At 73.9% G+C, this 22,560-nt stretch carries 22 protein-coding genes and 1 pseudogene; 11 read left to right on the top strand and 12 right to left on the bottom strand.

Annotation, left to right across the window (positions count from 1 at the left end; genetic code table 11):
• Positions 1 to 13: 13 nt before the first annotated feature.
• Positions 14 to 937, bottom strand: coding sequence for a LysR family transcriptional regulator (locus tag ACWDYF_RS32250; RefSeq protein ID WP_381738212.1), 924 nt, complete (start codon positions 935 to 937; stop codon positions 14 to 16).
• A gap of 153 nt (positions 938 to 1,090) precedes the next feature.
• On the opposite strand from ACWDYF_RS32250, the gene mgrA reads away from it, so the two are divergent.
• A complete protein-coding gene (gene mgrA, locus ACWDYF_RS32245) occupies positions 1,091 to 2,083 on the top strand; it encodes an L-glyceraldehyde 3-phosphate reductase (protein ID WP_018569410.1) in 993 nt (330 codons plus the stop codon).
• Between the two features lie 89 nt (positions 2,084 to 2,172).
• On the opposite strand, the gene ACWDYF_RS32240 is transcribed toward mgrA, so the two are convergent.
• Positions 2,173 to 2,556, bottom strand: a complete 384-nt coding sequence (locus ACWDYF_RS32240; protein WP_018569409.1) for a nuclear transport factor 2 family protein — start codon at positions 2,554 to 2,556, stop codon at positions 2,173 to 2,175.
• A gap of 312 nt (positions 2,557 to 2,868) precedes the next feature.
• Here ACWDYF_RS32240 and ACWDYF_RS32235 point away from each other — a divergent pair, with 312 nt between their 5' ends.
• Entirely contained in the window at positions 2,869 to 3,282 is a 414-nt protein-coding gene (locus tag ACWDYF_RS32235; protein ID WP_018569408.1) for a hypothetical protein, read from the top strand.
• Between the two features lie 49 nt (positions 3,283 to 3,331).
• On the opposite strand, the gene ACWDYF_RS32230 is transcribed toward ACWDYF_RS32235, so the two are convergent.
• Entirely contained in the window at positions 3,332 to 4,627 is a 1,296-nt protein-coding gene (locus tag ACWDYF_RS32230) for a streptophobe family protein (RefSeq protein ID WP_389472502.1), read from the bottom strand.
• A 160-nt stretch (positions 4,628 to 4,787) separates the two neighbouring features.
• On the opposite strand from ACWDYF_RS32230, the gene ACWDYF_RS32225 reads away from it, so the two are divergent.
• Together ACWDYF_RS32225 and ACWDYF_RS32220 are read left to right on the top strand one after the other, a co-directional pair.
• Entirely contained in the window at positions 4,788 to 5,243 is a 456-nt protein-coding gene (locus tag ACWDYF_RS32225; RefSeq protein WP_381738216.1) for an ATP-binding protein, read from the top strand.
• Positions 5,244 to 5,372: 129 nt separating this feature from the next.
• Positions 5,373 to 5,978 carry a helix-turn-helix domain-containing protein gene (locus tag ACWDYF_RS32220; RefSeq protein WP_389472499.1) on the top strand — a complete coding sequence of 202 codons (606 nt, stop codon included), beginning with the start codon at positions 5,373 to 5,375 and terminating at the stop codon, positions 5,976 to 5,978.
• A gap of 30 nt (positions 5,979 to 6,008) precedes the next feature.
• Here ACWDYF_RS32220 and ACWDYF_RS32215 read toward each other — a convergent pair whose 3' ends face one another.
• The gene (locus ACWDYF_RS32215; protein ID WP_018569404.1) at positions 6,009 to 6,611 is read right to left on the bottom strand and encodes a ClpP family protease; all 603 of its coding nucleotides are present in this window, start codon (positions 6,609 to 6,611) and stop codon (positions 6,009 to 6,011) included.
• Between the two features lie 2 nt (positions 6,612 to 6,613).
• Complete coding sequence (locus ACWDYF_RS32210; RefSeq protein WP_381738219.1) at positions 6,614 to 7,249, bottom strand: ClpP family protease; 636 nt, start codon at positions 7,247 to 7,249, stop codon at positions 6,614 to 6,616.
• Between the two features lie 277 nt (positions 7,250 to 7,526).
• On the opposite strand from ACWDYF_RS32210, the gene ACWDYF_RS32205 reads away from it, so the two are divergent.
• From ACWDYF_RS32205 to ACWDYF_RS32185, 5 genes are all read left to right on the top strand, one after another.
• On the top strand, positions 7,527 to 8,009 hold the full coding sequence (locus ACWDYF_RS32205; RefSeq protein WP_389472495.1) for a VOC family protein: 483 nt from the start codon (positions 7,527 to 7,529) through the stop codon (positions 8,007 to 8,009).
• Between the two features lie 162 nt (positions 8,010 to 8,171).
• The gene (locus tag ACWDYF_RS32200) at positions 8,172 to 8,969 is read left to right on the top strand and encodes a VOC family protein (protein WP_381738222.1); all 798 of its coding nucleotides are present in this window, start codon (positions 8,172 to 8,174) and stop codon (positions 8,967 to 8,969) included.
• A 54-nt stretch (positions 8,970 to 9,023) separates the two neighbouring features.
• Positions 9,024 to 9,716, top strand: a complete 693-nt coding sequence (locus ACWDYF_RS32195) for a ribonuclease H family protein (protein WP_389472492.1) — start codon at positions 9,024 to 9,026, stop codon at positions 9,714 to 9,716.
• A 99-nt stretch (positions 9,717 to 9,815) separates the two neighbouring features.
• The gene (locus ACWDYF_RS32190; protein ID WP_389472489.1) at positions 9,816 to 11,027 is read left to right on the top strand and encodes an FAD-dependent monooxygenase; all 1,212 of its coding nucleotides are present in this window, start codon (positions 9,816 to 9,818) and stop codon (positions 11,025 to 11,027) included.
• 64 nt (positions 11,028 to 11,091) lie between these two features.
• The gene (locus ACWDYF_RS32185) at positions 11,092 to 12,075 is read left to right on the top strand and encodes an aldo/keto reductase (RefSeq protein ID WP_389472487.1); all 984 of its coding nucleotides are present in this window, start codon (positions 11,092 to 11,094) and stop codon (positions 12,073 to 12,075) included.
• A gap of 112 nt (positions 12,076 to 12,187) precedes the next feature.
• On the opposite strand, the pseudogene ACWDYF_RS32180 reads toward ACWDYF_RS32185, so the two are convergent.
• From ACWDYF_RS32180 to ACWDYF_RS32165, 4 genes and pseudogenes are all read right to left on the bottom strand, one after another.
• A pseudogene (locus ACWDYF_RS32180) lies at positions 12,188 to 12,552 on the bottom strand (LLM class F420-dependent oxidoreductase); the annotation flags it as partial.
• A gap of 28 nt (positions 12,553 to 12,580) precedes the next feature.
• A complete protein-coding gene (locus ACWDYF_RS32175) occupies positions 12,581 to 13,540 on the bottom strand; it encodes a threonine/serine dehydratase (RefSeq protein WP_389472484.1) in 960 nt (319 codons plus the stop codon).
• Positions 13,541 to 13,652: 112 nt separating this feature from the next.
• The gene (locus ACWDYF_RS32170; protein ID WP_389472481.1) at positions 13,653 to 14,330 is read right to left on the bottom strand and encodes an AIM24 family protein; all 678 of its coding nucleotides are present in this window, start codon (positions 14,328 to 14,330) and stop codon (positions 13,653 to 13,655) included.
• Between the two features lie 54 nt (positions 14,331 to 14,384).
• Positions 14,385 to 15,599 carry a serine hydrolase domain-containing protein gene (locus tag ACWDYF_RS32165; protein WP_389472629.1) on the bottom strand — a complete coding sequence of 405 codons (1,215 nt, stop codon included), beginning with the start codon at positions 15,597 to 15,599 and terminating at the stop codon, positions 14,385 to 14,387.
• Between the two features lie 359 nt (positions 15,600 to 15,958).
• On the opposite strand from ACWDYF_RS32165, the gene ACWDYF_RS32160 reads away from it, so the two are divergent.
• Positions 15,959 to 17,755, top strand: coding sequence for a M4 family metallopeptidase (locus ACWDYF_RS32160; protein WP_389472479.1), 1,797 nt, complete (start codon positions 15,959 to 15,961; stop codon positions 17,753 to 17,755).
• 110 nt (positions 17,756 to 17,865) lie between these two features.
• On the opposite strand, the gene ACWDYF_RS32155 is transcribed toward ACWDYF_RS32160, so the two are convergent.
• Genes ACWDYF_RS32155 through ACWDYF_RS32145 form a run of 3 tightly spaced genes read right to left on the bottom strand, consistent with a single transcriptional unit; the run spans position 17,866 to position 21,400 of the window.
• Positions 17,866 to 18,228, bottom strand: coding sequence for a UBP-type zinc finger domain-containing protein (locus ACWDYF_RS32155; protein ID WP_381738231.1), 363 nt, complete (start codon positions 18,226 to 18,228; stop codon positions 17,866 to 17,868).
• Entirely contained in the window at positions 18,225 to 19,727 is a 1,503-nt protein-coding gene (locus ACWDYF_RS32150) for an ATP-binding protein (protein ID WP_389472475.1), read from the bottom strand. Before ACWDYF_RS32150 ends, ACWDYF_RS32155 begins: the two co-directional genes overlap by 4 nt.
• A complete protein-coding gene (locus tag ACWDYF_RS32145) occupies positions 19,724 to 21,400 on the bottom strand; it encodes an FAD-dependent oxidoreductase (protein WP_389472471.1) in 1,677 nt (558 codons plus the stop codon). Before ACWDYF_RS32145 ends, ACWDYF_RS32150 begins: the two co-directional genes overlap by 4 nt.
• A gap of 283 nt (positions 21,401 to 21,683) precedes the next feature.
• On the opposite strand from ACWDYF_RS32145, the gene ACWDYF_RS32140 reads away from it, so the two are divergent.
• Positions 21,684 to 22,556 (top strand): universal stress protein, encoded by an 873-nt coding sequence (locus tag ACWDYF_RS32140; RefSeq protein ID WP_389472469.1) that lies wholly within the window; start codon positions 21,684 to 21,686, stop codon positions 22,554 to 22,556.
• The last annotated feature ends 4 nt before the right edge of the window (positions 22,557 to 22,560 follow it).

The raw sequence follows: 22,560 nt of genomic DNA, 5'->3' as shown, positions 1-22,560 counted from the left end.
GGCGGCGGTGCGATCAGGAGGGCTGGAACCCCGTCGGGGGTGTAGCCAGCCCCCCTGTTCCCGGGGAACCGAGCAGCGCGATCAGCGCGCGGGCGGCCGGACTCGTGGCCTGCTCGGCGGGGAGCAGTGCGACCGTCTCGTACCGGGTGCCCTCGGCGCCCTCGAACGGCAGCGCGGTGAGCGAGGGCCGCTTGTGCCGGAAGTGCCGGGGCACCACCGCGATGCCCAGGTCCTCGTCGACCAGGTCGAGCAGGCTGTGCACGTCGTTGACCTCCAGGGCCACCGTGCGCCGCACACCGGCGAGGGCGAAGGCCGCGTCCGTGGTGCGGCGCGGACCCCAGTCCGGGTGGAAGTCCACGAACACCTCGCCGCACACCTCCTCGGGGGTGAGCGGGGCGCCCGCCGCCGCGAACCGGTGGCCGGGGTGGCACAGCACGGTCATCGGCTCACCGGCCAGCGGCACCGCGCGCGGCCGGTCGTCCTCCGGCTGGGTCCGGTAGGCGAACGCCAGGTCCAGCCGGCCCGCCGCGACCCCCTCGGCCAGCGCCCCGGAGCCCGCCTGCCGCAGCCGGACCTCCACATCCGGATGGCGCCGCCGGAACGCGGCGAGCAGCCCCGCCACATGCACCCCGGCGATGCACTGCTCGGTGCCCAGCGACAGCGTGCCGCGCAGCACGCCCTGCACCGCGGCCACCGCCTCGTGCGCGGACCGGACCTGTGCGAGGATCCGCTCCGCCTCGCCGAGCAGCGCGCGCCCGGCCTCGGTGAGGGTCACCCGGCGCGTGGTGCGCACGAACAGCGGCGCCCGCAGCTCCCGCTCCAGCGCCCGGATCGACGCCGACAGGCCCGACTGCGAGACCATCAGCCGCTCCGCCGCCCGGGTGAAGTGCTGGTCCTCGGCGACGGCGACGAAGTGCTGGAGATGGCGCAGTTCCATGACTGAGAAGCGTAATCGCTGAATCCGATCGGATTCTCCTGTTGGACCGCTGCCCGCCGCTCGCGCGAGAGTGGGATTCCGGTTCCGCGCCCGAAGGAAGCTCCGCACCCGGAGGAACCGGTCGCCCCGTGCCCCACCCCTCAGGGAGTCGTGTTGTACACCGCCCACCCCGACCGCTACGCCGACCTGCCCTACCGGCGCACCGGACGCAGCGGACTGAAGCTGCCCGCGCTGTCGCTCGGCCTGTGGCACAACTTCGGACCGGACCGCCCGGCCGCCACCCAGCGGGCCATCCTGCGCCGCGCCTTCGACCTCGGGGTCACCCACTTCGACCTGGCCAACAACTACGGTCCGCCGCCCGGCGCCGCCGAGAGCGCGCTCGGCGAGGCGCTGCGCGCCGACTTCGCCCCGTACCGCGACGAACTGGTGATCTCCACCAAGGCCGGCTATCTGATGTGGCCCGGCCCGTACGGCGAATGGGGCTCGCGCAAGTACCTGCTGTCCTCGCTGGACCAGAGCCTGCACCGCATGGGCCTGGACCACGTCGACATCTTCTACTCGCACCGCTTCGACCCGGAGACTCCCCTGGAGGAGACGATGGGCGCCCTGCACTCGGCGGTGCAGCAGGGCAAGGCGCTCTACGTCGGCGTCTCCAACTACTCCGCGGAGCAGACCCGCGAGGCCGCCCGCATCCTCGGGGAGCTGGGCACCCCGCTGCTGATCCACCAGCCCCGCTACTCGATGCTCGACCGCCGCCCCGAGGACGAGGGCCTGCTCGACGCGCTCGACGAGCTCCAGGTCGGCTCCATCGCCTACTCCCCGCTGGAGCAGGGCCTGCTCACCGGCCGCTACCTCGACGGCATCCCCGAGGACTCCCGGGCGGCGAGCGACAGCCCCTTCCTGAACTCGGACGCGGTCACCGGGGAACTGGTGGGCAGGCTCCGCGCGCTGAACGAGATCGCCGCCTCCCGCGGCCAGACGCTGGCCCAGCTCGCGCTGGCCTGGGTGCTGCGCGGCGGCCGGGTCACCTCGGCGCTGGTCGGCGCCAGCAGCCCGGAGCAGCTGGCGGACAGCGTGGCGGCGGCCCGCAACCTCGGCTTCGACGCGGACGAACTGGCCCGGATCGACGCCATCGTGCGCCCGTAACGCGCAGCGCGCCGGTGCAGTACGGCGGCCGTCCGCTCCCCGGAGGCGGACGGCCGCCGCGCCGTGTGCCGGGGCTCCCGGCACGCCGTTCACGCTCCGGCGGGCACCCGGTCGAGGAAGCCCAGCACGGACCTGATGCGGCCCTCGCCGTCCAGGGTGACCACGTCGAACCCGGCGACCGGGGCGGAGCCGTCCGCCTCGCTCACCAGCTCCCAGGAGAAGCGGGCCGTGTCGTGGTGCCCGTCCACGGCGCCGCTGAGCCGGAAGACGAACCCGGGGAACTGCTCGTGCGCCCCCGTGATCAGGGCCGCGATCTGCTCGTGGCCGCGCACCTCGGCCAGCGGGTCGGTGTAGCTGCCGTCCGGCGTCCAGGCGGCGGCCACCGCCTTGCCCAGGGCCTCGGGCCCGCTCGCGTTCCATGCCTCCAGGTAACGGGCGGCGGCGCTCTCGTAACGGTCGGTCTGCGCGGACATGGGAAATCAGCCTCCATCGAGGGCGTCGGTTCTGGTCGGGACCCGGACCCCGGTGACCGGTGGTCCGATGGCTCCACCCTGCCCGGTCTGCGGCGCAGCGGTCGATTACCCGGGAGGTCATGCCGGAGCGGCGGCGAGGGCGCGCGATTCTGGCCATGCGACACGCGGAATATGCCAGGAGACTGGCCAAAAAGTCGTGGTGACACTGTTTCAGGAGTCAACATACTCGACCTCAGGGGCGCACCACCGCACAGGAGCCGTACGGGGAGCCAGGCAAGAACAGCACGCGGACCACCCGACGGGGGAGGAGCAGTGCACGACGAATTCCTGTGCCATGTCACCGGGTACGGCGTGTGCGGCGGCCGCCGCATCGGCGTACCGCTCGGCACCTACCGGGCCCCCACCCTGGCCCTGGCCCTGTGGTGGCTGCGCGACCGCGCCTCCTGGATCGCCGAACGCCTCGACCCCCTCCCCGGCGCCACCCCGTACGTCCCGCCGGGCGCCCTCGTCCCGGTGCCGGACACCGTCCCCGACGTCCCCGGGATCCTGCGCGCCTGGTGCGCCGATCCTCTCCGGCAGGAGCAGGTGGCCGACGAGCTGGCCGGCGGACGCCTGGTGCGGATCGCCGCGGGCGACGAGACCACGGAGTACGAACTGCTCGCCGAGTCGGTGGACGCCCTGCGCATGCAGCGCACCATTCCGGCGCTCCTGCTCCCGATGGGCTGACCGGCCGCCGCGCACCCGGCGGCGCCCGCGCGCAGCAGGTGTACCCGGACTACGCCCGCCCGCCGTCCGGCCCCCGGTCCGGCCCGCCCGCCCCGCGGCGCCGCACCCACCGGGCCGCCGGTGCGCCCGCGAACCCGGCGGCCAGGCCCCACAGCGCGGCCAGACCCAGCGCGCCCCACAGCCGGGGCCGCAGCAGCAGCTCCCCGGACAGCCCGCCGCCCACGTCCCCGATGCCCAGCAGGGACAGCCCGTAGTGGGCCGAGACCCGGCCCGCCAGGCAGACCGTCAGCACCGTCAGCACCAGACCGGCCGCCATGCGCAGGGCGTGCTGCCACGCCCCCGGCGGATCCGGGGACAGATACGCCGCCAGGAACGCGGCGGCCGCCAGCAGCACCACGTCCGCGACCAGCAGCCACCACACACGGCCGTCGTGCTCCGCGAGCGTGCCCAGGTTCAGCGTGGACACGTCCGGTGTGCGCAGCACCTCCTCCAGCACCCGCGGCACCGGAAGCCCGAACGGCCCGTCCACCCGCCCGTTCCAGGTGGCGCCCAGCCCCAGGGTGAAGGCGAGCCAGGCCAGGTTGGGCAGACCGAGCAGGATCAGCGCGAAGGTCCGCGCCGGATGCCCCCGGGTGCCCGCCACCACCAGCGCGACGACCAGCGCCACGGCGACGTACACCAGCAGCAGCGCGACCAGGGCGTGCGCCACCGGCCGGACCCGGGCCGCGAACCACGGCGGCCGCGCGGGCACCGGCGCCGTCCGGGCCGCCAGCAGCGCCAGCGCCAGCACACCCGCCAGCCACAGCAGCCCGAAACCGAGGGTGGGCAGCACCCGGGTGGTGAACCCGACCTCCGGTTCGGCGCCGAACAGCCGGCCGACCTCGCCGAGCACCCCGTCCCCGAGGTCCACGGCGAACCGCTGCCGGGCGGCGAACGCCAGACCGGCCAGCGCCGCGAGCCACAGCACGGCGATCCGGACCGCCCAGCCGGCCGCCTCCCGCACCCCGACGGCGGCCCGGCCGCGCAGCGGGCGCAGGAAGCCCGCGCCGAGCACGAGCGCGCCCGCCAGGGTCACCGACAGGGGCATCACCGTGACCCCGGCGTGCGTCTGCGCCAGCGCGCCCGCGTTCCCCGCCAGGCGGATGCTCCCGCCGACCGCCGCCACCACCGTCGCGGCGGTCACCCGGCCGAAGGCGTTGTCGGGCAGCCCGGCGGCGCCCGCCGCCCACAGCCCCAGCGCGGCCACCACCAGCATGGAGACCAGCGCGGCCAGCACCACGGCGAGAGCCGCCGCCCAGCCGTGACGGGGGGCGGCCGGCGAAACGGAGGACGGCGGCGGGCTCACGGTGCCACGCTAAGCAGCGGCCCCGGTGGCGCGCCCCCCGGAAGGTCCGTCCGCGTCGCCGCGCGGTCCGGACCGCGCGGTGAAGACTGGCGGGCGCGGCACTGGGTATCAGCACTGATGCAGTAACGTCCGGTCGTACCGGCTTCCGAGAGAGAAACGCATGATCGATGACCCGGGCGGGGCAGTGATACCCACTGGTGTCGACATCCCCGTGGAACCGCTGCGGCGGGCTGCCCACTACACCGGTGAACCCGGCTGCATCGCGGACGCGCGCTCCTTCGCCGCGCTCTTCCTCGACCAGCTCAGGAACGAGTGGTGCGCCGAGATCGGCCGCCGCTGCGAGGAGGCGCTGCTGCTGGTGGTGAGCGAGCTGGTCACCAACGCCGACCGGCACAGCCAGGGCCCGTACATCCTCGAACTGGAGGGCACGGACGGCGCGGTGGCCGTCTGCGTGTACGACAGCAGCGCCGCGCTGCCGCGGCGCTATCCGCGCGACCCCGAGCGGATCGGGCGGCACGGTCTGGAGATCGTGCACGCCCTCGCGGCCGAGGTCGGCGCCGAGCGGGTCCCGGTGGGCAAGCGGGTGCGGGCCGTGGTGCGCCTCGGAGACGACTGAACCGGGACGGACCTCGGCCGCCCGGTCCGTCCCCCTTCGTTCCGTTCTCCTCCCGTTGTGGGCCGGTGATTCACCCAGGGCGAAATGCCGCCCCCTTCCGCGGACGGCCAGGGCTCCTAGGCTGAAGCGGTGACCGACCAAGCGCCGAACCAAGCCCGTGTCGTCCCGCTGCGTCCGCCGGCCGCGCACCCGGCGGCCGCCCGGCCCGCGACCGCCCGCGCCCTGCCCGGCCGCCCCGCCGCCGCGCATCCGGCGCCGGGCCGCCCCGCGCCCGGCCGTCCGGGAGCGGACCGCCCGGCGGCGGACCGCCAGGTGCCCGGCCGTCCGGCCGGGCCGGCTCCGGCCGGGCGGCCCGAGCCCGCCGCCGCCCGCGAACCGCTCTGGCGCGACCTCGTCGGCGACGTGCTGCGCCGCGAGCGGCTCGCCCAGGAGCGGACCCTCAAGGACGTCGCCGACGCCGCGCGGATCTCCATGCCCTATCTGTCGGAGATCGAGCGCGGACGCAAGGAGGCGTCCTCGGAGGTGCTGGCCGCCGCCGCCCAGGCCCTCGGCCTCGGCCTCGGCGGGCTGCTGGCCCGGACCCAGGGCGAGCTGGTACGGCTCACCTCCCGGGCCGCGGGCCGCGGCCGGGGCACCGCCGCCCGGCCGGTCACCTCGGTCACGTCGGTCACCTCGGCGTCCGCGGGGTCCGCGGCGCCCGCCCCGCGCGTCGACGGGCTGTGCCTGGCGGCCTGACCGTCCGGTCCCACCGCCCGGCCCGGCGCCTCAGACCGTCGCGAGGCGCCGGGTCAGCACCTGGTCGGCCAGGCCGTACGCCACCGCCTCCCGGGCGGTGAACACCTTGTCGCGGTCCATGTCGGCGCGCAGGGACGCGGCGTCGTGGCCGGTGTGCCGGGACAGCACCTCCTCCACCTGGGAGCGGATCCGGACCATCTCCTTGGCCTGGAGCGCCAGATCCGAGACCGTGCCCTGCCTGCCACCGCTGGCCGGCTGCCCGAGCAGCACCCGCGCGTGCTCCAGCACGAACCGGCGCCCCGGGTCGCCGCCCGCCAGCAGCACCGCCGCCGTGGAGGCGGCCTGCCCCACACAGAACGTGGAGATGGGCGACTGCACGAACGTCATCGCGTCGTAGATCGCCATGAGCGAGGTGAAGGAGCCGCCGGGCGAGTTCAGATAGACCGCGATCTCCTGGTCCGGGTTCGCCGACTCCAGATGGAGCAGCTGCGCGATGACGACATTGGCCACACCGTCGTCGATCTCCGTGCCCAGGAAGACGATCCGCTCGTTCAGCAGCCTGCTGAACACGTCGTAGGACCGCTCGCCCTGCGCGGTGCGCTCGACCACGTACGGAACCGTGTACGACCCCATGGTCACCACCCGGCCCGTCGCCGCGCGGCGGGGCGGACGTCGGCCAGCGACTCCACCACCTGGTCCACCATCCCGTACTCCCTGGCCTGCTCCGCGGTGAACCAGCGGTCCCGGTCGCCGTCCCGCGCGATGGTCTCCTCGCTCTGCCCGGAGTGCTCGGCGGTGAGGCGCTCGATGGTCCGCTTGGTGTGCTCCAGGTTCTGCGCCTGGATCTCGATGTCCGCGGTGGTGCCGCCGATCCCCGCCGACGGCTGGTGCATCATGATCCGTGCGTGCGGCAGCGCGAACCGCTTGCCGCGCGTGCCCACGGTGAGCAGGAACTGCCCCATGCTCGCCGCGAACCCCATGGCCAGCGTCGACACGTCGTTGGGGACGAGCCGCATCGTGTCGTAGATGGCGAGGCCCGCGCTGACGGACCCGCCGGGGCTGTTGATGTACAGGCTGATGTCGGCGCGGGGGTCCTCGGCCGACAGCAGCAGCAACTGGGCGCAGACCCGGTTGGCCGACACCTCGTCGACCTGGGTGCCCAGGAACACGATCCGCTGCGCGAGCAGCAGGCTCGCCAGATGGTCGTCGAAGCGGCTGGGCGGCGTCTCGCCGTCCTGGGCGCGCGGGGGCGGGGCGGTGCGCGGAGTCATCGCGTCTCCTCCTCGTGGTGGGGAATGCCGTCGGCTCCACTGTCGGCCGCGGGCGGGGCGCGGCGGCCCTTTCTCTGCCGGTGGCAGATTCGCCACCGGCAGAGCGGACCGGACAGCGCGGACCGGACAGAGCGACCCGGGCCGGGCCGGCCCGGTGCGGCGCGGCGCGGGCCCGGCGGAGGACCCGGCGCAAAGATGTCCCGGCCGAGCGATGAGTTCCGGGATGCCGCACGGTCGATACAGACGACCGCGTTCCCGCACCCCCAGGAGGAGACCCGTGAGCACCGAAGGATTCACCACCTGCCTCTGGTTCGACGGCACGGCCGAGGAGGCCGCCCACTACTACGTCTCGGTCTTCAAGAACTCCGGCATCGGCCGGATCAGCCGCTCCACGGAGGCCGGGCCCGGCCCCGCCGGTTCGGTCGTCGCCGTGGAGTTCATCGCCCACGGCCACCGGTTCCTGGCGCTGAACGGCGGCCCGCAGTTCACGTTCAGCGAGGCGATCTCCTTCCAGATCCACTGCGCCGACCAGAAGGAGGTCGACCACTACTGGTCCAGGCTCACCGACGACGGCGGCGAAGCGGGCCCGTGCGGCTGGCTCAAGGACCGGTACGGGGTCTCCTGGCAGGTCGTGCCGGACGGGCTCGTCGACCTGATCGGCGACCCCGACCCGGAGAAGGCGGCCCGCACCACCCGGGCCATGCTGGCGATGGGCAAGCTCGACATCGCCGCCCTGCGGCGGGCCCACGCGGGGGAGTAGCCGTCGGCCGCGCGGTGCGGGCCGTCTCGGCGCGCGGCCCACCGCCGCTCTGGCTAGCGTGAGAACCCGTACGCACGCGCGCCCACGCGCCCGTGCCCGTGCGCCCGCGCACGCACCCGTCACCGAAACGTACCCGTCACCGAACCGGAGAGGGCGGCAGCCATGCCCGTACGACCTGAGGGAACCCCCTGCTGGGCCGACGCGATGTTCAGCGACGTCGAGGCGGCCAAGACCTTCTACGGCGAGGTCCTGGGCTGGACCTTCGGCGAGTCCTCCGCGCGGTTCGGCCACTACACGCAGGCGTACGCGGACGGCGGGGCCGTGGCGGCCGTCGTCCCGCCGATGCCCGGCCAGGAGGGGCAGGCGCAGTGGTGCCTGTACTTCGCCTCGCCCGACGCGGAGGCCACCGCGCGCCGCATCCGCGAACACGGCGGCGACGTGCTCCTGGAGCCGATGCGGGTCGGTGACTTCGGCACCATGTGCCTGGCCCGCGAGCCCAGCGGCGCCGTGTTCGGTGTGTGGCAGAGCGGCACCCACGAGGGCTTCGGGGCCACCGGCGTCCCCGGCGCCTACTGCTGGGCCGAACTCTTCACCCGCGAGCCGGAGAAGGCGGACGCCTTCCTCACCTCCGTCTTCGGCTACACCGCACGGCGGATCGAGGACGAGGCGATCGACTTCAGCGTCTACGACCTGAACGGTGAGACGGTGCTCGGCCGGATGCGGATGACCGACGACTTCCCGCCCCAGGTGCCCTCCTATCTGAACGTGTACTTCACGGTCGCCGACTGCGACGCCGCGGTGTCCGCCGCGACCCGCCTCGGCGGCGCGGTGCGCTTCGGCCCGACGGACACCCCCTTCGGCCGGTTCGCGGTGCTCGCCGATCCCCAGGGCGCCCACTTCTCCGTGATCGACATCACCCGCACCCAGGGGGAGAAGCCGCAGGTCGAGGACGCTTCTTAGACGGTCCACGGGCGACGGCACGGGGCCGGTCCGGACCGTGGCATCATCGAGCCCATGCGTGAACGAGTGGTGGCCGCGTGCGACGGGGCCTCGAAGGGCAATCCGGGACCGGCGGGCTGGGCGTGGGTCGTCTCCGACGACGCCGGGACCGCGGTCCGCTGGGAGGCCGGTGCGCTCGGCACCGCCACCAACAACGTCGCCGAACTGACCGCGCTGGAGCGGCTGCTCGCGGCCACCGACCCGGCCGTGCCGCTGGAAGTGCGCATGGACTCGCAGTACGCGATGAAGGCCGTCACCACCTGGCTGCCCGGCTGGAAGCGCAACGGGTGGAAGACGGCCGCGGGCAAGCCCGTCGCCAACCAGGAGCTGGTCGTGCGCATCGACACCCTGCTGGAGGGGCGCCCGGTCGAGTTCCGTTACGTGCCCGCCCACCAGGTCGACGGCGACCCGCTCAACGACTTCGCCGACCGCGCCGCCAGCCAGGCCGCCCGCGTGCAGGAACCGGCCGGCAGCGCCCTCGGCTCCCCGGAGCCTCCGGCCTCGCCGGACACCCCCAAGGCCGCGCCCCGCCGGAAGGCACCCGCCCGCCGCACCGCGGGCGGCGGCGCCTCCTCCGGCTCCGCCCGCACCATCAAGGCGAAGTTCCCCGGCCGCTGCCTGTGCGGACGCTCCTACGCCGCCGGTGAGTCCATCGCCAAGAACGACCAGGGCTGGGGCCACCCGGAGTGCCGCACCGTGCAGGTGTGAGCGGCGCGGGCCACGAGAGGACCCATGACGGTGCGTGATCGCACGCACCGTCTCTGTTACCTTTCGTTGCCCATCGACCGCTCTCGGTAGTCCTCAGGGGTGTGCGTGAAGGTCGCCTGCGTCGGCGGCGGGCCCGCCGGCCTGTATCTGTCCGTCCTGCTCAAGCGGCAGGACCCGTCCCACGACATCACCGTCCACGAACGCGGCCCCGAGGGCTCCACCTACGGCTGGGGCGTCACCTACTGGCAGGGCCTGCTCGACCTGATGCGGGCGCACGACCCCGAGTCGGCCCGCGCCGTCGAGGCGCACTCCGTCCGCTGGCGCGACGGCGTCGCCCACATCGGGGACTCCACCACCCGGCACCGCGGCGACCAGGGCTTCGGCATCGGCCGGCACCGGCTCCTGGAGATCCTCACCGACCGGGCCCGCGCCCTCGGCGTACGGGTCGAGTTCGAGAGCCGGGTGACCGCCGCCGACCCGCCCGCCGCCGATCTGGTGGTCGCCGCCGACGGCGTGCACAGCGCGCTGCGCGACCGGCACGCCGACCACTTCGGCACCCGCCTCCACCTCGGCCGCAACCGCTACCTCTGGCTCGGCACCACCAAGGTCTTCGACGCCTTCACCTTCGCCTTCGTCCCGAGCGCGCACGGCTGGATCTGGTGCTACGGCTACGGGTACGGCGCCACGCACAGCACCTGTGTCGTCGAGTGCGCCCCGGAGACCTTCACCGGTCTCGGCCTCGACCGGCTCGCCGAGGCCGACGCGCTCGCCCTGCTGGAGGGGCTGTTCGCCGGGGTGCTCGACGGGCACCGGCTGACCGGCCGCGGCACGGACGGCGCCGACAGCCCCTGGCTCACCTTCCGCACCCTCACCAACCGCACCTGGTACCGGGACAACCTCGTCCTGCTCGGCGACGCCGCCCACACCACCCACTACTCCGTCGGCGCGGGCACCACCCTCGCCCTGGAGGACGCGATCTGCCTGGCCGGGGCGCTGCGCACCCACCCCGGTCTCCCGCAGGCCCTCGCCGCCTACCAGCGCGAACGGCAGTCGGCCCTGCTGCCCGTGCAGAGCGCGGCCCGGCACAGCGCCCAGTGGTACGAGAACCTGCCCCGCTACATCCACCTGCCCCCGCACCGGATGTTCGCGCTGCTCGGCCAGCGCCACTCGCCCCTGCTGCCGTACGTCCCGCCGCAGCTCTACTACGGCCTGGACAAGGCGGCCGGACGGCTGACGGCGCTGCGCCGCCTCAAGCGGTGGCTCGGGCCCCGGCTCGCGCGGACGGTGCAGGCGCGCTCCCTGAGCCGCTGAACCGCCGGTCCACCGGGCCGGGCGGGAGCCGCCGGTCCGCCGGGCCGGGTGACAGACTGACGCCATGAACGAACGTGAATTCGGCAGGTCGCACCAGCATGCCTCGGTCGTCGGGCTGGGCACCTGGCAACTGGGCGCCGACTGGGGCGACGTCGACGACAAGGAAGCCCTCGCCGTACTGGAGGCGGCGGCCGAGTCGGGGGTGACCTTCTTCGACACGGCCGACGTCTACGGCGACGGACGCAGCGAGCAGACCATCGCCACCTTCCTCGGCTCCCGCCCCGATCTGCACGTCCTGGTCGCGACCAAGATGGGCCGACGCGTCGAGCAGATCCCCGAGAACTACGTCCTGGACAACTTCCGCTCCTGGAACGACCGTTCGCGCCGCAACCTCGGCGTGGACCGGATCGACCTGGTGCAGCTGCACTGCCCGCCGACGCCCGTGTACTCCCGCGACGAGGTGTTCGACGCGCTCGACACGCTCGTCGAGGAGGAGCGCGTCGCCGCGTACGGCGTCAGCGTGGAGACCTGCGCCGAGGCGCTGACGGCGATCGCCCGGCCGAACGTGGCCAGTGTGCAGATCATCCTCAACCCGTTCCGCATGAAGCCGCTGAACGAGGTGCTGCCCGCCGCGCGGGAGGCGGGCGTCGGTGTCATCGCGCGCGTCCCGCTCGCCTCCGGCCTGCTGTCGGGCAAGTACACCAAGGACACCGTCTTCCCCGCCAACGACCACCGCACCTTCAACCGGCACGGCGAGTCGTTCGACCAGGGCGAGACCTTCTCCGGCGTGGACTGGGCCACCGGCGTGGAGGCCGCCGCCGAGTTCGCCGCGCTGGCCCCCGAGGGCTGCACCCCCGCCCAGCTCGCCCTGCGCTGGATCGTCCAGCAGCCCGGCGTCACCACCGTCATCCCCGGCGCCCGCTCCCCGGAGCAGGCCCGCGCCAACGCCGCCGCCGGCAAGCTCCCGCCGCTGCCGCAGGAGACCCTGACGGCGATCCGCGACCTGTACGAGCACCGGATCAAGGACCAGGTCGAAGGCCGCTGGTAGCCACCGGTGCCGTACGCGCCGGGTCCGCCCGGCGCGTACGGCGGCTCCGGCACGGCGGCGCCGGGGATCGGTGAACCCGGCCTCCGAGTCCGAGTCCGAGTCCGGGTACGGCGACGGCCGCGTCCCGGTCGGTGTCGTGGCAGACCGGGAGCGGTCCGACACGCGGCCTGCCCTGCCCGCCGTGCCCGGCCGGCTCGCAGGACCGCCCGCCCGAGACGGTGACACCGACGGGCGGCGGCTGGTCCGGCAGGTCCCACAGCCGGGCCGGCTCCACGCCGAAGTGCGCCCCGTGCCGGGTCAGCTGACCGCCCCCGAACAGCGCCCGGATGATCCCGACGGCCCCTTCGAGACGCTCGTGCCGTACGTCCACGGTGGGCCAGCGCCGCCGCCCCCGTGCTCGTTGAGGTTCTCGCCCGCGCCCAGCACGCTCCACGCGTACGGTGCGTGACCCCGGGAGCGCGGCCACGGAAAGCAGTGGCCGGGAAACGGCCCGCTCCGCCCCCGCTCAGCGCAGCCCGAAGCGGTCGGCCCAGGCCATGATGTCGTCGGTCGTGGCGTTGCCGCCGCACACCACGAGGCCGAGCCGGGCGTCGGCGCCGACCCGCTCGCGCACCTGCCGGGCGGCCGGCAGCAGACAGCCGGCCGCGGGCTCCGCCCACACCTTGGCGTGCTCGGCGAGTTCGAGGCAGCCTCGCACGGCCTCCGCGTCCGGCACCACGAGCACCTCCTCGACCAGGGCCGCCGCGTGTTCGTACGTCAGCTCCGACACGGCCGGGGCGCTCAGCGTCGTGACGACCGAGGACAGCGCGACCGGCACCGGACCGCCCGCCGCCAGCGCCCGCGACAGGGCCTCGGCGCCCTCGGTCTCCACGCCCCACACCCGCACCCCGGGCCGCAGCGCCCGCAGCGCGGTCGCCACACCGGCGATCAGCCCGCCGCCGCCCACGCTGACCAGGACGTCCGTGAGCGGACCGGCGTCCTGGGCGAACTCCAGGCCCACGGTGCCCTGCCCGGCGATCACCACCGGATCGTCGAAGGGGTGCACGAGCGTCAGACCCTCGTCCCGCAGCCGCGCGGCCGTCGCGAACGCCTCGTCCATGCCGTCGGTCAGCCGCAGCGCCGCGCCGCTCTCCTCCGCGATGCGCAGCGAGCGGGCCGGGGCCGAGCGGGGCATGACCACCGTGGCCTTCACCTCCAGCGCGGCGGCCATCACCGCGAGCGCGATGCCGTGGTTGCCGCCGCTGACGGCCACCACGCCCGCCGCGTGCTCCGCCTCGCTCAGCGAGAGCAGCTTCGCCGTCGCGCCGCGCGCCTTGAACGAGCCGGTGCGCTGCAACAGCTCCAGCTTCGCGGTCACCGGGGCACCGAGCAGCGCGGACAGACCCGGGCTCGGCACGGTCGGGGTGCGCACCACATGAGCGGCGATCCGCTCGGCCGCGCTGTCGATCTCCGAGATGCCGATCACGGCGGTCCACCTTCCGGCGCGGGGGAGGGCCGGGGTCCGCGCCACCCCGACCCTCACCCGCCGGGGCCCCGCAGGTCAACCGGCGTCCGCCGCCGCCCGCGCCCGGGGCGGCTCAGTGCTGCTGCGCCTTCTGCGGGGTCGCCTCGCTGGGCCGCACGATGACATGGCCCTCGCCCTGGAGCATCAGCTGCACGGCCTCGCCGGAGCCGCCGCGCAGCATCGAGCCGATGGACTGCGAGCGGTGCAGCGACGTCTGGAGGCGGGCGGTCCAGCCGACGACCGCGTCGGTGTCGACGTACACCGGCAGCTCGGGCGTGACCGGTATGACGAGCGGGTTGCCCTCGCAGGCGAGACCGAGCGTGCCCTGCCCGGTGAAGACGGTGTTGAACAGCCCGCCGCCCGCGATGCCCGAGCCCTTGACTGTCTTGATCTGGTACGCCAGCGACGCGTCGAAGCACAGGACGTTGCGCCCGTTGACGGTGAACTCGTCACCGCCGTCGAGGCGGATGAGGAAGCAGTTCTGCGCCTCGTGCGCGAACCAGGCCTCGCCCTGCCCGCGCACCGACATCAGCGGCAGGCCCTCCCCGGTGACCGCGCGCTTGAGCATGCCGCCCACGCCCTGGCCCTTGCGCTCGAACTGGAGGCTGCCGCGCCAGGCCACCATGGCGCCCTGGCGGGCCAGCATCTCCCCGTTCACCACATAGCGGATGCACTTGGCGTTCTCGACGGACATGCCCGGCGCGGTCGCGGGCCGCACCACGTGCTCTTGCGAAAAAAGGTCACCTTGCATGGGGGCATCCTGGCCCGGAACAGGTGCCTCCGCCAAGATCGACGGGCAACGGGTTCACCGCACCCGGGCCCGCTTGCCGCAGAACACCGGCTCCAGCGTGCGCAGCATGGTCGCCTGCACCGCGCCGTTGTTGGAGGTGTTGACGACCGCCGTGTAACTGCGCAGCCCGTGCTCGCCGGTGAAGGCATAGGTGTAGAAACCCTGGACCGCGCCGGTGTGCCCGTACACGGAGATCCCGCAGGACAGGTCGCGGCGGCGCAGCCCGAGCCCGTAGCCCTGACCGGTGCCGGCCGGGAACCAGCGCCGCATCTCGGCCAGTTGCGCGGCGGGCAGCAGCCGGCCGCCGAGCAGCGCCGAGAGGAAGGTGTTCAGATCGCGGGCGGAGGAGATGAGCGCGCCCGCGCTCTGGGCCCACGACACCGTCTGCTCGGTGGCGTCCACCAGGGCGCCGCCCGGCTCGTCCGGGGTGAGGTAGCCGTGCGCGTGGCGGCCGGGGATCGCGGTGCCGGGGTGCACGTAGAACGTGTCGGCCAGCTTCAGCGGTCCGATGATCCGGTCCTCGTACGCGGTGCGCACCGGCTCGCCCGTCAGCTTCTCGATGAGCAGCCCGGCGACGACGTAGTTGGTGTTGGAGTAGGAGTAGGCGGCGCCGGGCGTGCCGGTGAGCGGATGCCGCAGGGACCGCGCGACCAGCTCGCGCAGGGTGAAGACCTTGGTGCGCACCGCCTCGAAGCCGGGCACGGTACGGGCGAACAGGTCCTCGGTGTAGTCGTACAGACCGCTGCGGTGGCCGAGCACGTGCCGCACGGTGATCCGCGCGTCGGGCAGCAGGCCGGGCAGGTAGTGGTCGACGGAGGTGTCGAGCCGCAGCCTGCCCTCGGCGACGAGCTGGAGCAGGACGACGGCCGAGAAGGTCTTGGTGACACTGCCGATGCGGAACCGGTCCGCGGTGTCCATGGCCTCGGCGTCCGCGCGGTCGGCGACGCCCTCGGCGAGCCGGTGCGCGGTGGCCGGGCCGTCGTAGGACGTGCGGTGGTCGTCGATCCGTGCCGCGGCGCCGGGCGCGCCCTGGCCGAGCGCGGTGCGCAGGAGCGCGTCCAGTCCGGCGGTGTCGGGTGCGGGCGCGGGGGTGGGCGCGGTGCCGCGGGCGTGGGCCGGGGCCGGGGCGGGCGGCGGCGCGGGCCGGGCCTCCGGCGGGCCGCCCGCCGCCCGCGCCGGTCCCGCGAGCAGGCTCAGCGCCAGTGACCCGAGCACCGCGCCCGTGCACATCGTCCTCCGTGCGGCCATACGATCCGGCTCCCGTCGTCGTCGGGGCGCGGGCCGCGGGACGCGAGCGTCGGTGCGCGGCCCGTGCGAGGTTGATCACATTCAGGCAGCGCAACCATCTCGCACCGTGTCACATCTCTACCGACGACACACAGTTGGTCACTCGTCGATCACCGTGTGGGACGGAATTGGCAAAGGATTGCCATGAACGGCGTGGAATGGATCATTCGCGCTTTACATGTGCATGGCTTGCCCACAAGGGTTTCTTTCCGGGGCCCGACCAGCCCTCATGGCGCAACCGCGCCATGCGTCGGGGCGGTTGGCGATCCCGGCCGCCTTCACCCACGAAGGATCCCTCAAGAGTGCACAGACCCCACATACGCAGCGTGGCGGTCGCCGTCGCCGCGACGACGGCCGTCACGTGCCTGGCCGGCCCGGCACTGGCCGCCCCCGTCAAGGGGCCGGACCGTACGGCGTCGGCCGCCCGCACCTCCACCGCGGCGGTGGTGGCCGCGGCCCGCGCCGCCGCCTTCGCCCACGCGTCGGCGACCGGTGTCGTCCCGGGGGACGAACTGCGCGCCCAGGACGTACTGGCCGACCCCGAGGGTGCCCGCCACGTCCGCTTCGTCCGCACCCACCAGGGCCTGCCGGTGCTCGGCGGCGACCTCGTCGTCCACCTGGCCCGCACCCTGGCGTACACCGGGGTCACCCGGGCCGCCGACCGGGCCGTCAGGCCCGCCACCACCAAGGCCGCGGTGACGCCCGGCCAGGCCGCGGCGAAGGCGGCCGCCGTCGCCGAGGGCGACGCGGGCACCGCACAGCTCGTGGTGGACGCCCGCGGCGGCGCCACGGCACTCGCCTACCAGGTGCGGGTCACCCACAGCGCCACCACCCAGGGCGCCCGCTCGCGCACCGTCGTCATCGACGCCGCCACCGGCGCCGTGCGCAGCAACACGCCCGACAGCGACGAGTTCGTGTCGCCCGCGCTGCGCGCCACCCTGAGCCGCCAGGGTCAGCTCCCGGCGACGGGCAGCCTCCCGCCGTCCGGCTCGCTCGGCAGCCTCAGCCGCACCTCGGCCTCCTCCGGGCGCTTTCCGCGCACCTCGACGGGCAGCGGCGCCTCCCTGTTCGTCGGGCCGGTCGCGCTGACCACCACCCAGACCTCCCGGACCGGCTTCGTCCTGGCCGACCCCAGCCGCTACGGCACGGAGACCCGGGACGCCAAGAACCAGCTCCAGGAGAACTTCGCGCGCGGCACGAAGATCACCAGCACCACCAACCGGTGGGGCAACGGGGCGGTGTCCAACCGCACCACCGCCGCCGTCGACGCCCAGTACGGCATCACCAAGACGCTGGACTTCTACCAGAAGACGTTCGGGCGCAAGGGCATCGAGAACAACTCCAAGGGCGCCAAGGCCATGGTGCACTTCGGCAGCCGCATCGGCAACGCCTTCTGGGACCCGACGTGCGACTGCATGCTCTACGGTGACGGCGACGGCCAGACGTTCAAGCAGCCGCTCGTCGCCCTCGACGTCACCGGTCACGAGCTGACGCACGGCGTGGTGGACTCCACCGCCCGGCTGGAGCCCACCCGCGTGGACGCGGCGGGCAACCAGTACGGCGAACCGGGTTCGCTCAACGAGTCGCTCGCCGACATCTTCGGCTCCAACGTCGAGTTCTTCGCCAACAACGCCAAGAACCCGCCGAACTATCTGCTGGGCGAGAAGCTGGGCCTGGCGCAGAAGTTCCTGCGCCGCCTCGACCACCCGTCCCTGGACAAGCTGGAGGGCGCCATCGACTACTGGTCGCCCGAGGTGTACTACACCGAGGTGCACGCCGGTTCCGGTGTCTCCTCGCACGCGTACTACCTGCTCGCCGAGGGCAGCGGCCGCAAGACGATCGGTGGCGTCGCCTACGACTCGCCGACCTACGGCGGTCTGTCGGTCACCGGCATCGGCCGGGCCAAGGCCACCGCCGTCTACTACCGGGCGCTGACCCGCTACATGGTCTCCACGACCGACTTCCACGACGCGCGGCTCGCCACGCTCCAGGCGGCCAAGGACCTGTACGGCGCGAACAGCACCGAGTACCGGACGGTCGACCAGTCGTGGGCGGCGGTCAACGTCACCGCCGCCAACACCCCGGCGGCCCGTCCCTGACACGGACCCGCACGCAGCACCGGATGCCCCGCCCCCGGCGGGGCATCCGCGTCCCCGGCCCCAGAGGCTCGGCGCAGGGTCCGCCAGGCTGAGCGCAGGATCCGCCGGGCTCAGCGCAGGATCCGCGCCCAGTCGGGCGGTACCCGCCCGGCCGGTCCCGGCACGGGCTGGTCCGCCGGATGCGCCAGCGGCGGCGCCAGGTCGGTGCCCGGCTCGTACAGTTCGTCCGCCGCGTAGTCCCAGAACCAGTCCTCGCCCGGCTCGTAACTGCGGATCACCGGATGGCCGGTGGCCCGGTAGTGGGCGGTGGCGTGGCGTGCGGGGGAGTCGTCGCAGCAGCCGACGTGCCCGCAGCGCGCACAGCGCCGCAGATGAAACCACCAGCCGTCCGCGGCCTCGCACTCCGCGCAGCCCGGACCGCTCGGCGGGACCTCCGGGTCGACCCGGAGATCCGGACCGGCGCCTCTGCTCATCCCGTCCCCTCTGTTGCCCCTCGTGTCCCTTGTGCCTCCTGCGCAGGGCGCAGCGCCCTGCCGTCGCCGTCCGTCGCGTTCAGCGGCAGCAGCACCGCGAACCGGGTGTCGCCCGGCGCCGACTCCACCGCGAGGCTCCCGTGGTGCTTGTTGACCACGATCCGCCAGGAGATGTCGAGACCGAGCCCGGTGCCCTGACCGACCGGCTTGGTGGTGAAGAACGGGTCGAAGATGCGGTCCCGGATCTCCGCGGGCACTCCGGGACCGGTGTCCCGGAACTCCACGAGCAACTGCTCGCCCTGGCGTGCCGTCCGCACGGTCAGCGTGCCCTCGCCGCCCGCGCCGCCCATGGCCGAGACGGCGTTGTCGATCAGATTGGTCCACACCTGGTTCAACTCGGCCGGATAGGCGGGGATCCGCGGCAGCGTCCGGTCGTACTCCTTGACCACCCTGATCCGCGGACCCGTCTTGCCCGACAGCATCAGCAGCGTGCTGTCCAGCAGTTCGTGCACGTCGGCGACCTGGTAGGGGGCCCGGTCGAGCTGGGAGTACTGCTTGGCGGCGTCCACGAGCCGGGAGACCCGCGTGGTGGAGTCCGCTATCTCGTCCATCAGCAGCTCGGTCTCCACCGTGTACGACAGCCACCCCACCGCGCCGGGCAGGATGTCCTCGCCGACCGCCGCCACGACCTGCTCCAGCCAGTCCACGTCGAGCCCGGCCTGCACGAACACCGGCGCGAGCTGCCAGCCGTAGTCGATGCCGTGCTCCTCCAGCCAGTCGGTGAGCAGGTCCTCCCGGTCGGTGGTCTCCAGCGGACTGAGCACCGGCGCCTTGGCGACCCGCTCCGCCGTGCGCTCCTGGATCTCGATCAGATGCGTCAACTGCTCGGGGGTGAAAGGGCCTTCGGCGATCACCGCGAGCTTGTGCCGCATCTTCGCGACCCGCTCGCGCAGCGCCGCCGTGGCCCGCACCGCCGCGGCCGCTGGATTGTTCAGCTCGTGCGTGAGCCCCGCGGACAGCGAGCCCAGCGCCAGCAGCCGCTCGCGCTGCCCCACCGCCGCCTGGGTGTTCTTCGAACCGAAGAACAGCCCCTCCAGCAGATGCACCGACATCGGGAACCACTCGCGCATGATGCTCGCGAACGTGTCGGCGGGCAGCACGAAGAACCGCGTCGGCTCGGTCACCCGCATCGAGTTCTGGTACACCTGCCGCACCCGGTCCCCGATGTACGCCTGCACCGCGCCCGAGTACACCCCGCGCTGCGAGGTCCGGGCGATCTCCACGTCGTCGTCGCCGACCCGCCGGGAGTGCACCACCGTCCCCTCGATCATCACGAAGAAACAGGTGGCCGGATCACCCTCGCGGTACACCGGGCCCGGCTGGAACAGCTCCACCCGCCCGTCGCTGCACAGCCGCCCCAACTGCTCGGCCGACAGCTCCTCGAACAGGAACAGCGAACCGATCTCCTTGGGGCTGCACGGCACCACGCGCCCGCTCATGACTGCTCCAGATAACGGTGCACCAGCATCACGGCCATCGCTCCCTCTCCGACCGCGGACGCGACCCGCTTGGCCGACTCGGCGCGGGCGTCGCCCGCCACGAACACCCCGGGCACATTGGTCTCCAGGTGGTACGGCGCCCGGTCCGGCTCCCAGCCCGCCGGCGGCCGCCCGTCCCCGGTCAGGTCGGGACCGGCCAGGATGAACCCGTGCTCGTCCCGCAGCACCGTCCCCTCCAGCCAGTCGGTGAGCGGCGCGGCGCCGATGAACACGAACACCCACTGCGCGTCGACCCGTTCGCGTTCCCCGCCGACCACGTCGCGCAGCGTCAGCTGCTCCAGATGGTCCGCGCCGTGCACGGCCTCCACGACCGTGCCGGTGCGCACCGAGATGTTCGGCGCCTCCTCCAACTGCTGGATCAGGTAGTACGACATCGACGCCGACAGCGAGGCGCCGCGCACCAGCAGCGTCACCGACTTCGCGCCCCGGGACAGGTACATCGCCGCCTGTCCCGCCGAGTTGGCGCCGCCCACGATGTACACGTCCTGACCGTGGCAGGACGGCGCCTCGGTCAGCGCCGAACCGTAGAACACCCCGCAGCCGGTGAGGCCGTCGGCGCCGGCCGCCGGGAGCTGCCGGTAGGACACCCCGGTCGCCAGGATCACGCTGTGCGCGGCGACGGCCGACCCGTCGGAGAATCGCACGGTGCGCGCCGCGCCGTTGACCTCCAGGGCGGTCACCTCGCGCGCGGTGAGGATCTCCGCGCCGAACCGCGCCGCCTGGCGCCGCGCCCGGTCGGTCAGCTGGGCGCCGGACACCCCGTCCGGGAAGCCGAGGTAGTTCTCGATCCGTGAACTCTGCCCGGCCTGCCCGCCGGTGGCCGAGCGCTCCACCAGGACGGTGCGCAGCCCCTCGGACGCCCCGTACACGGCCGCGCCGAGACCGGCCGGGCCGCCGCCGATGACGACCAGGTCGTAGAAGTCGGCGGCCGGGGTCGTCGCCAGACCGACCCGGGCGGCCAGCTCCGGGACCTCCGGCTCGACCAGCGGCGTGCCGTCCGGGGTGACCACCAGCGGCAGCCGCTGCCCGTCCTGGCCGGCCGCGCCCAGCAGCTGCCGCCCCTCCGGCTCGTCGGAGGAGTACCAGCGGTAGGGGACCTGGTTGCGGGCCAGGAACTCGCGCACCTCGGAGGAGCGCGCCGACCAGCGGTGCCCCACCACCTTGGTGCTCGGCACCGGCCGGTGGTCGCTGCGCCGCCACGCCTGGAGCAGGTCGTCCAGGACCGGGTACAGCTTCTCCTCGGGCGGGTCCCAGGGCTTGAGCAGGTAGTGGTCCAGATCGACCACGTTGATGGCGTCGATCGCCGCGTTGGTGTCCGCGTACGCGGTCAGCAGCACCCGGCGGGCGCCCGGGTATACGTCCAGGGCCTGTTCGAGGAACTCGATGCCGTTCATGTGCGGCATCCGGTAGTCGGCCAGGATCACCGCGACCAGGTCGCCGCGCAGCTTCAGTTCGCGCAGCGCGCCCAGCGCGGACTCGCCCGACTCCGCCCGCACGATCCGGTACGACTCGCCGTAGCGCCGCCGCAGATCACGGGCGACGGCCCGGGACACCCCCGGATCGTCGTCCACGGTCAGGATGACGGTCCGCACGGCCTCGGCGGCCTGAGTCATAGGTCTCCCACCCCGAGCGGTCGCGACGGGCGGCCCGGTGCCTCCCGTCTTCGAGCCCACGTGCGCCATCGTAGGTGGGCTGCCCCGGGTTCGCCCGAGCGAGCCGGGGACACCGGCACACTCTGGTGTGTCCGGGCCCGCGTCCGTGCCCGGACCCCTTGACCGCGGACCGGCGGGCGCGGCATGGCAGGATCGTCCGGGGGAGTCCGGGTGGATCCCGGGCAAGCGCAGACGCGTGAGGGCGGGCCCGCCCCCGGGCCCACGGCGCAGGGAGGCGGACGGCATGACACGGCCGATCACGGCAGGCGTGGACGGATCGGAGGAGAGCCGCGCCGCACTGGCGTGGGCCGGACGGGAGGCCGAGCGGCGCGGACTGCCGCTGCGTGTCGTGCACGCCTGGCACTTCGAGGTGCACGACGCCTTCGACCTGGGTGACCGCGACGCGCAGCGGCAGCGGGTGCGCGAGATGGCCGACGAGACGGTCCGCGACCTCACCGCCCGCCACCCCGGCCTGGCCGTGACCACCGACCTGGTGGAGGACGAGGCCGCCCCGGCGCTGACCGCCGCGGCGGCCGACGCCGAGGCCCTGGTGCTCGGCTCGCGCGGGCAGGGCGCCCTCGTCGGGTTCCTGGTCGGCTCCGTGGGACAGCAGGTGATCGCCGGGGCCCGCCGGCCGGTCGTCCTGGTCCGGGCCGGTGACGAGCCCGCCGCCGAGGCCGCCGGACGCGAGGTCGTCGTCGGCCAGCACGGCACCGCCGAGGACAGCGCCGAGACGCTGCGCTTCGCCTTCGAGACGGCCGCCGCCCGCGGCGCCACCATCCGCGCGGTGCGCGCCTGGACGCTGCCGCCGGTCTTCGCCTACAGCCCCGGCTCGCTCAAGCTCCTGGACGAGGCCGGCGGCCTGGAGCCGTACGAGCGCAAGGCGCTCACCGAGGCGCTGCGGCCCTGGCGGGAGCGGTTCCCGGACGTCCCCGTCGTCGAGCACGTGGAGATGGGCAGCGCCGGGCAGGTGCTGCTGGCGACGGCCGGACACGCCCAGCTCGTGGTCGTGGGCCGCCGCGCCCGCCGTACCGCGGTGGGCGCGCGGATCGGCTCCGTCGCCCACGGCGTGCTGCACCACGCCGGATGCCCGGTGGCGGTCGTCCCGCACGAGTGAGCCG

Source organism: Streptomyces sp. NPDC003284, from assembly GCF_053589675.1.
This window is presented reverse-complemented; position numbering and strand designations above follow the sequence as displayed.

Coding starts and splice junctions, on each gene's coding strand:
- ACWDYF_RS32200 (WP_381738222.1), top strand. CDS start 8,172: ATGCCCGTACGACCTGAGGGAACCCCCTGCTGGGCCGACGCGATGTTC.
- ACWDYF_RS32250 (WP_381738212.1), bottom strand. CDS start 937: ATGGAACTGCGCCATCTCCAGCACTTCGTCGCCGTCGCCGAGGACCAG.
- ACWDYF_RS32195 (WP_389472492.1), top strand. CDS start 9,024: ATGCGTGAACGAGTGGTGGCCGCGTGCGACGGGGCCTCGAAGGGCAAT.
- ACWDYF_RS32185 (WP_389472487.1), top strand. CDS start 11,092: ATGAACGAACGTGAATTCGGCAGGTCGCACCAGCATGCCTCGGTCGTC.
- ACWDYF_RS32155 (WP_381738231.1), bottom strand. CDS start 18,228: ATGAGCAGAGGCGCCGGTCCGGATCTCCGGGTCGACCCGGAGGTCCCG.
- ACWDYF_RS32165 (WP_389472629.1), bottom strand. CDS start 15,599: ATGTGCACGGGCGCGGTGCTCGGGTCACTGGCGCTGAGCCTGCTCGCG.
- ACWDYF_RS32210 (WP_381738219.1), bottom strand. CDS start 7,249: ATGACTCCGCGCACCGCCCCGCCCCCGCGCGCCCAGGACGGCGAGACG.
- ACWDYF_RS32170 (WP_389472481.1), bottom strand. CDS start 14,330: ATGCAAGGTGACCTTTTTTCGCAAGAGCACGTGGTGCGGCCCGCGACC.
- ACWDYF_RS32240 (WP_018569409.1), bottom strand. CDS start 2,556: ATGTCCGCGCAGACCGACCGTTACGAGAGCGCCGCCGCCCGTTACCTG.
- ACWDYF_RS32225 (WP_381738216.1), top strand. CDS start 4,788: ATGATCGATGACCCGGGCGGGGCAGTGATACCCACTGGTGTCGACATC.
- ACWDYF_RS32150 (WP_389472475.1), bottom strand. CDS start 19,727: ATGAGCGGGCGCGTGGTGCCGTGCAGCCCCAAGGAGATCGGTTCGCTG.
- ACWDYF_RS32215 (WP_018569404.1), bottom strand. CDS start 6,611: ATGGGGTCGTACACGGTTCCGTACGTGGTCGAGCGCACCGCGCAGGGC.
- ACWDYF_RS32140 (WP_389472469.1), top strand. CDS start 21,684: ATGACACGGCCGATCACGGCAGGCGTGGACGGATCGGAGGAGAGCCGC.
- ACWDYF_RS32145 (WP_389472471.1), bottom strand. CDS start 21,400: ATGACTCAGGCCGCCGAGGCCGTGCGGACCGTCATCCTGACCGTGGAC.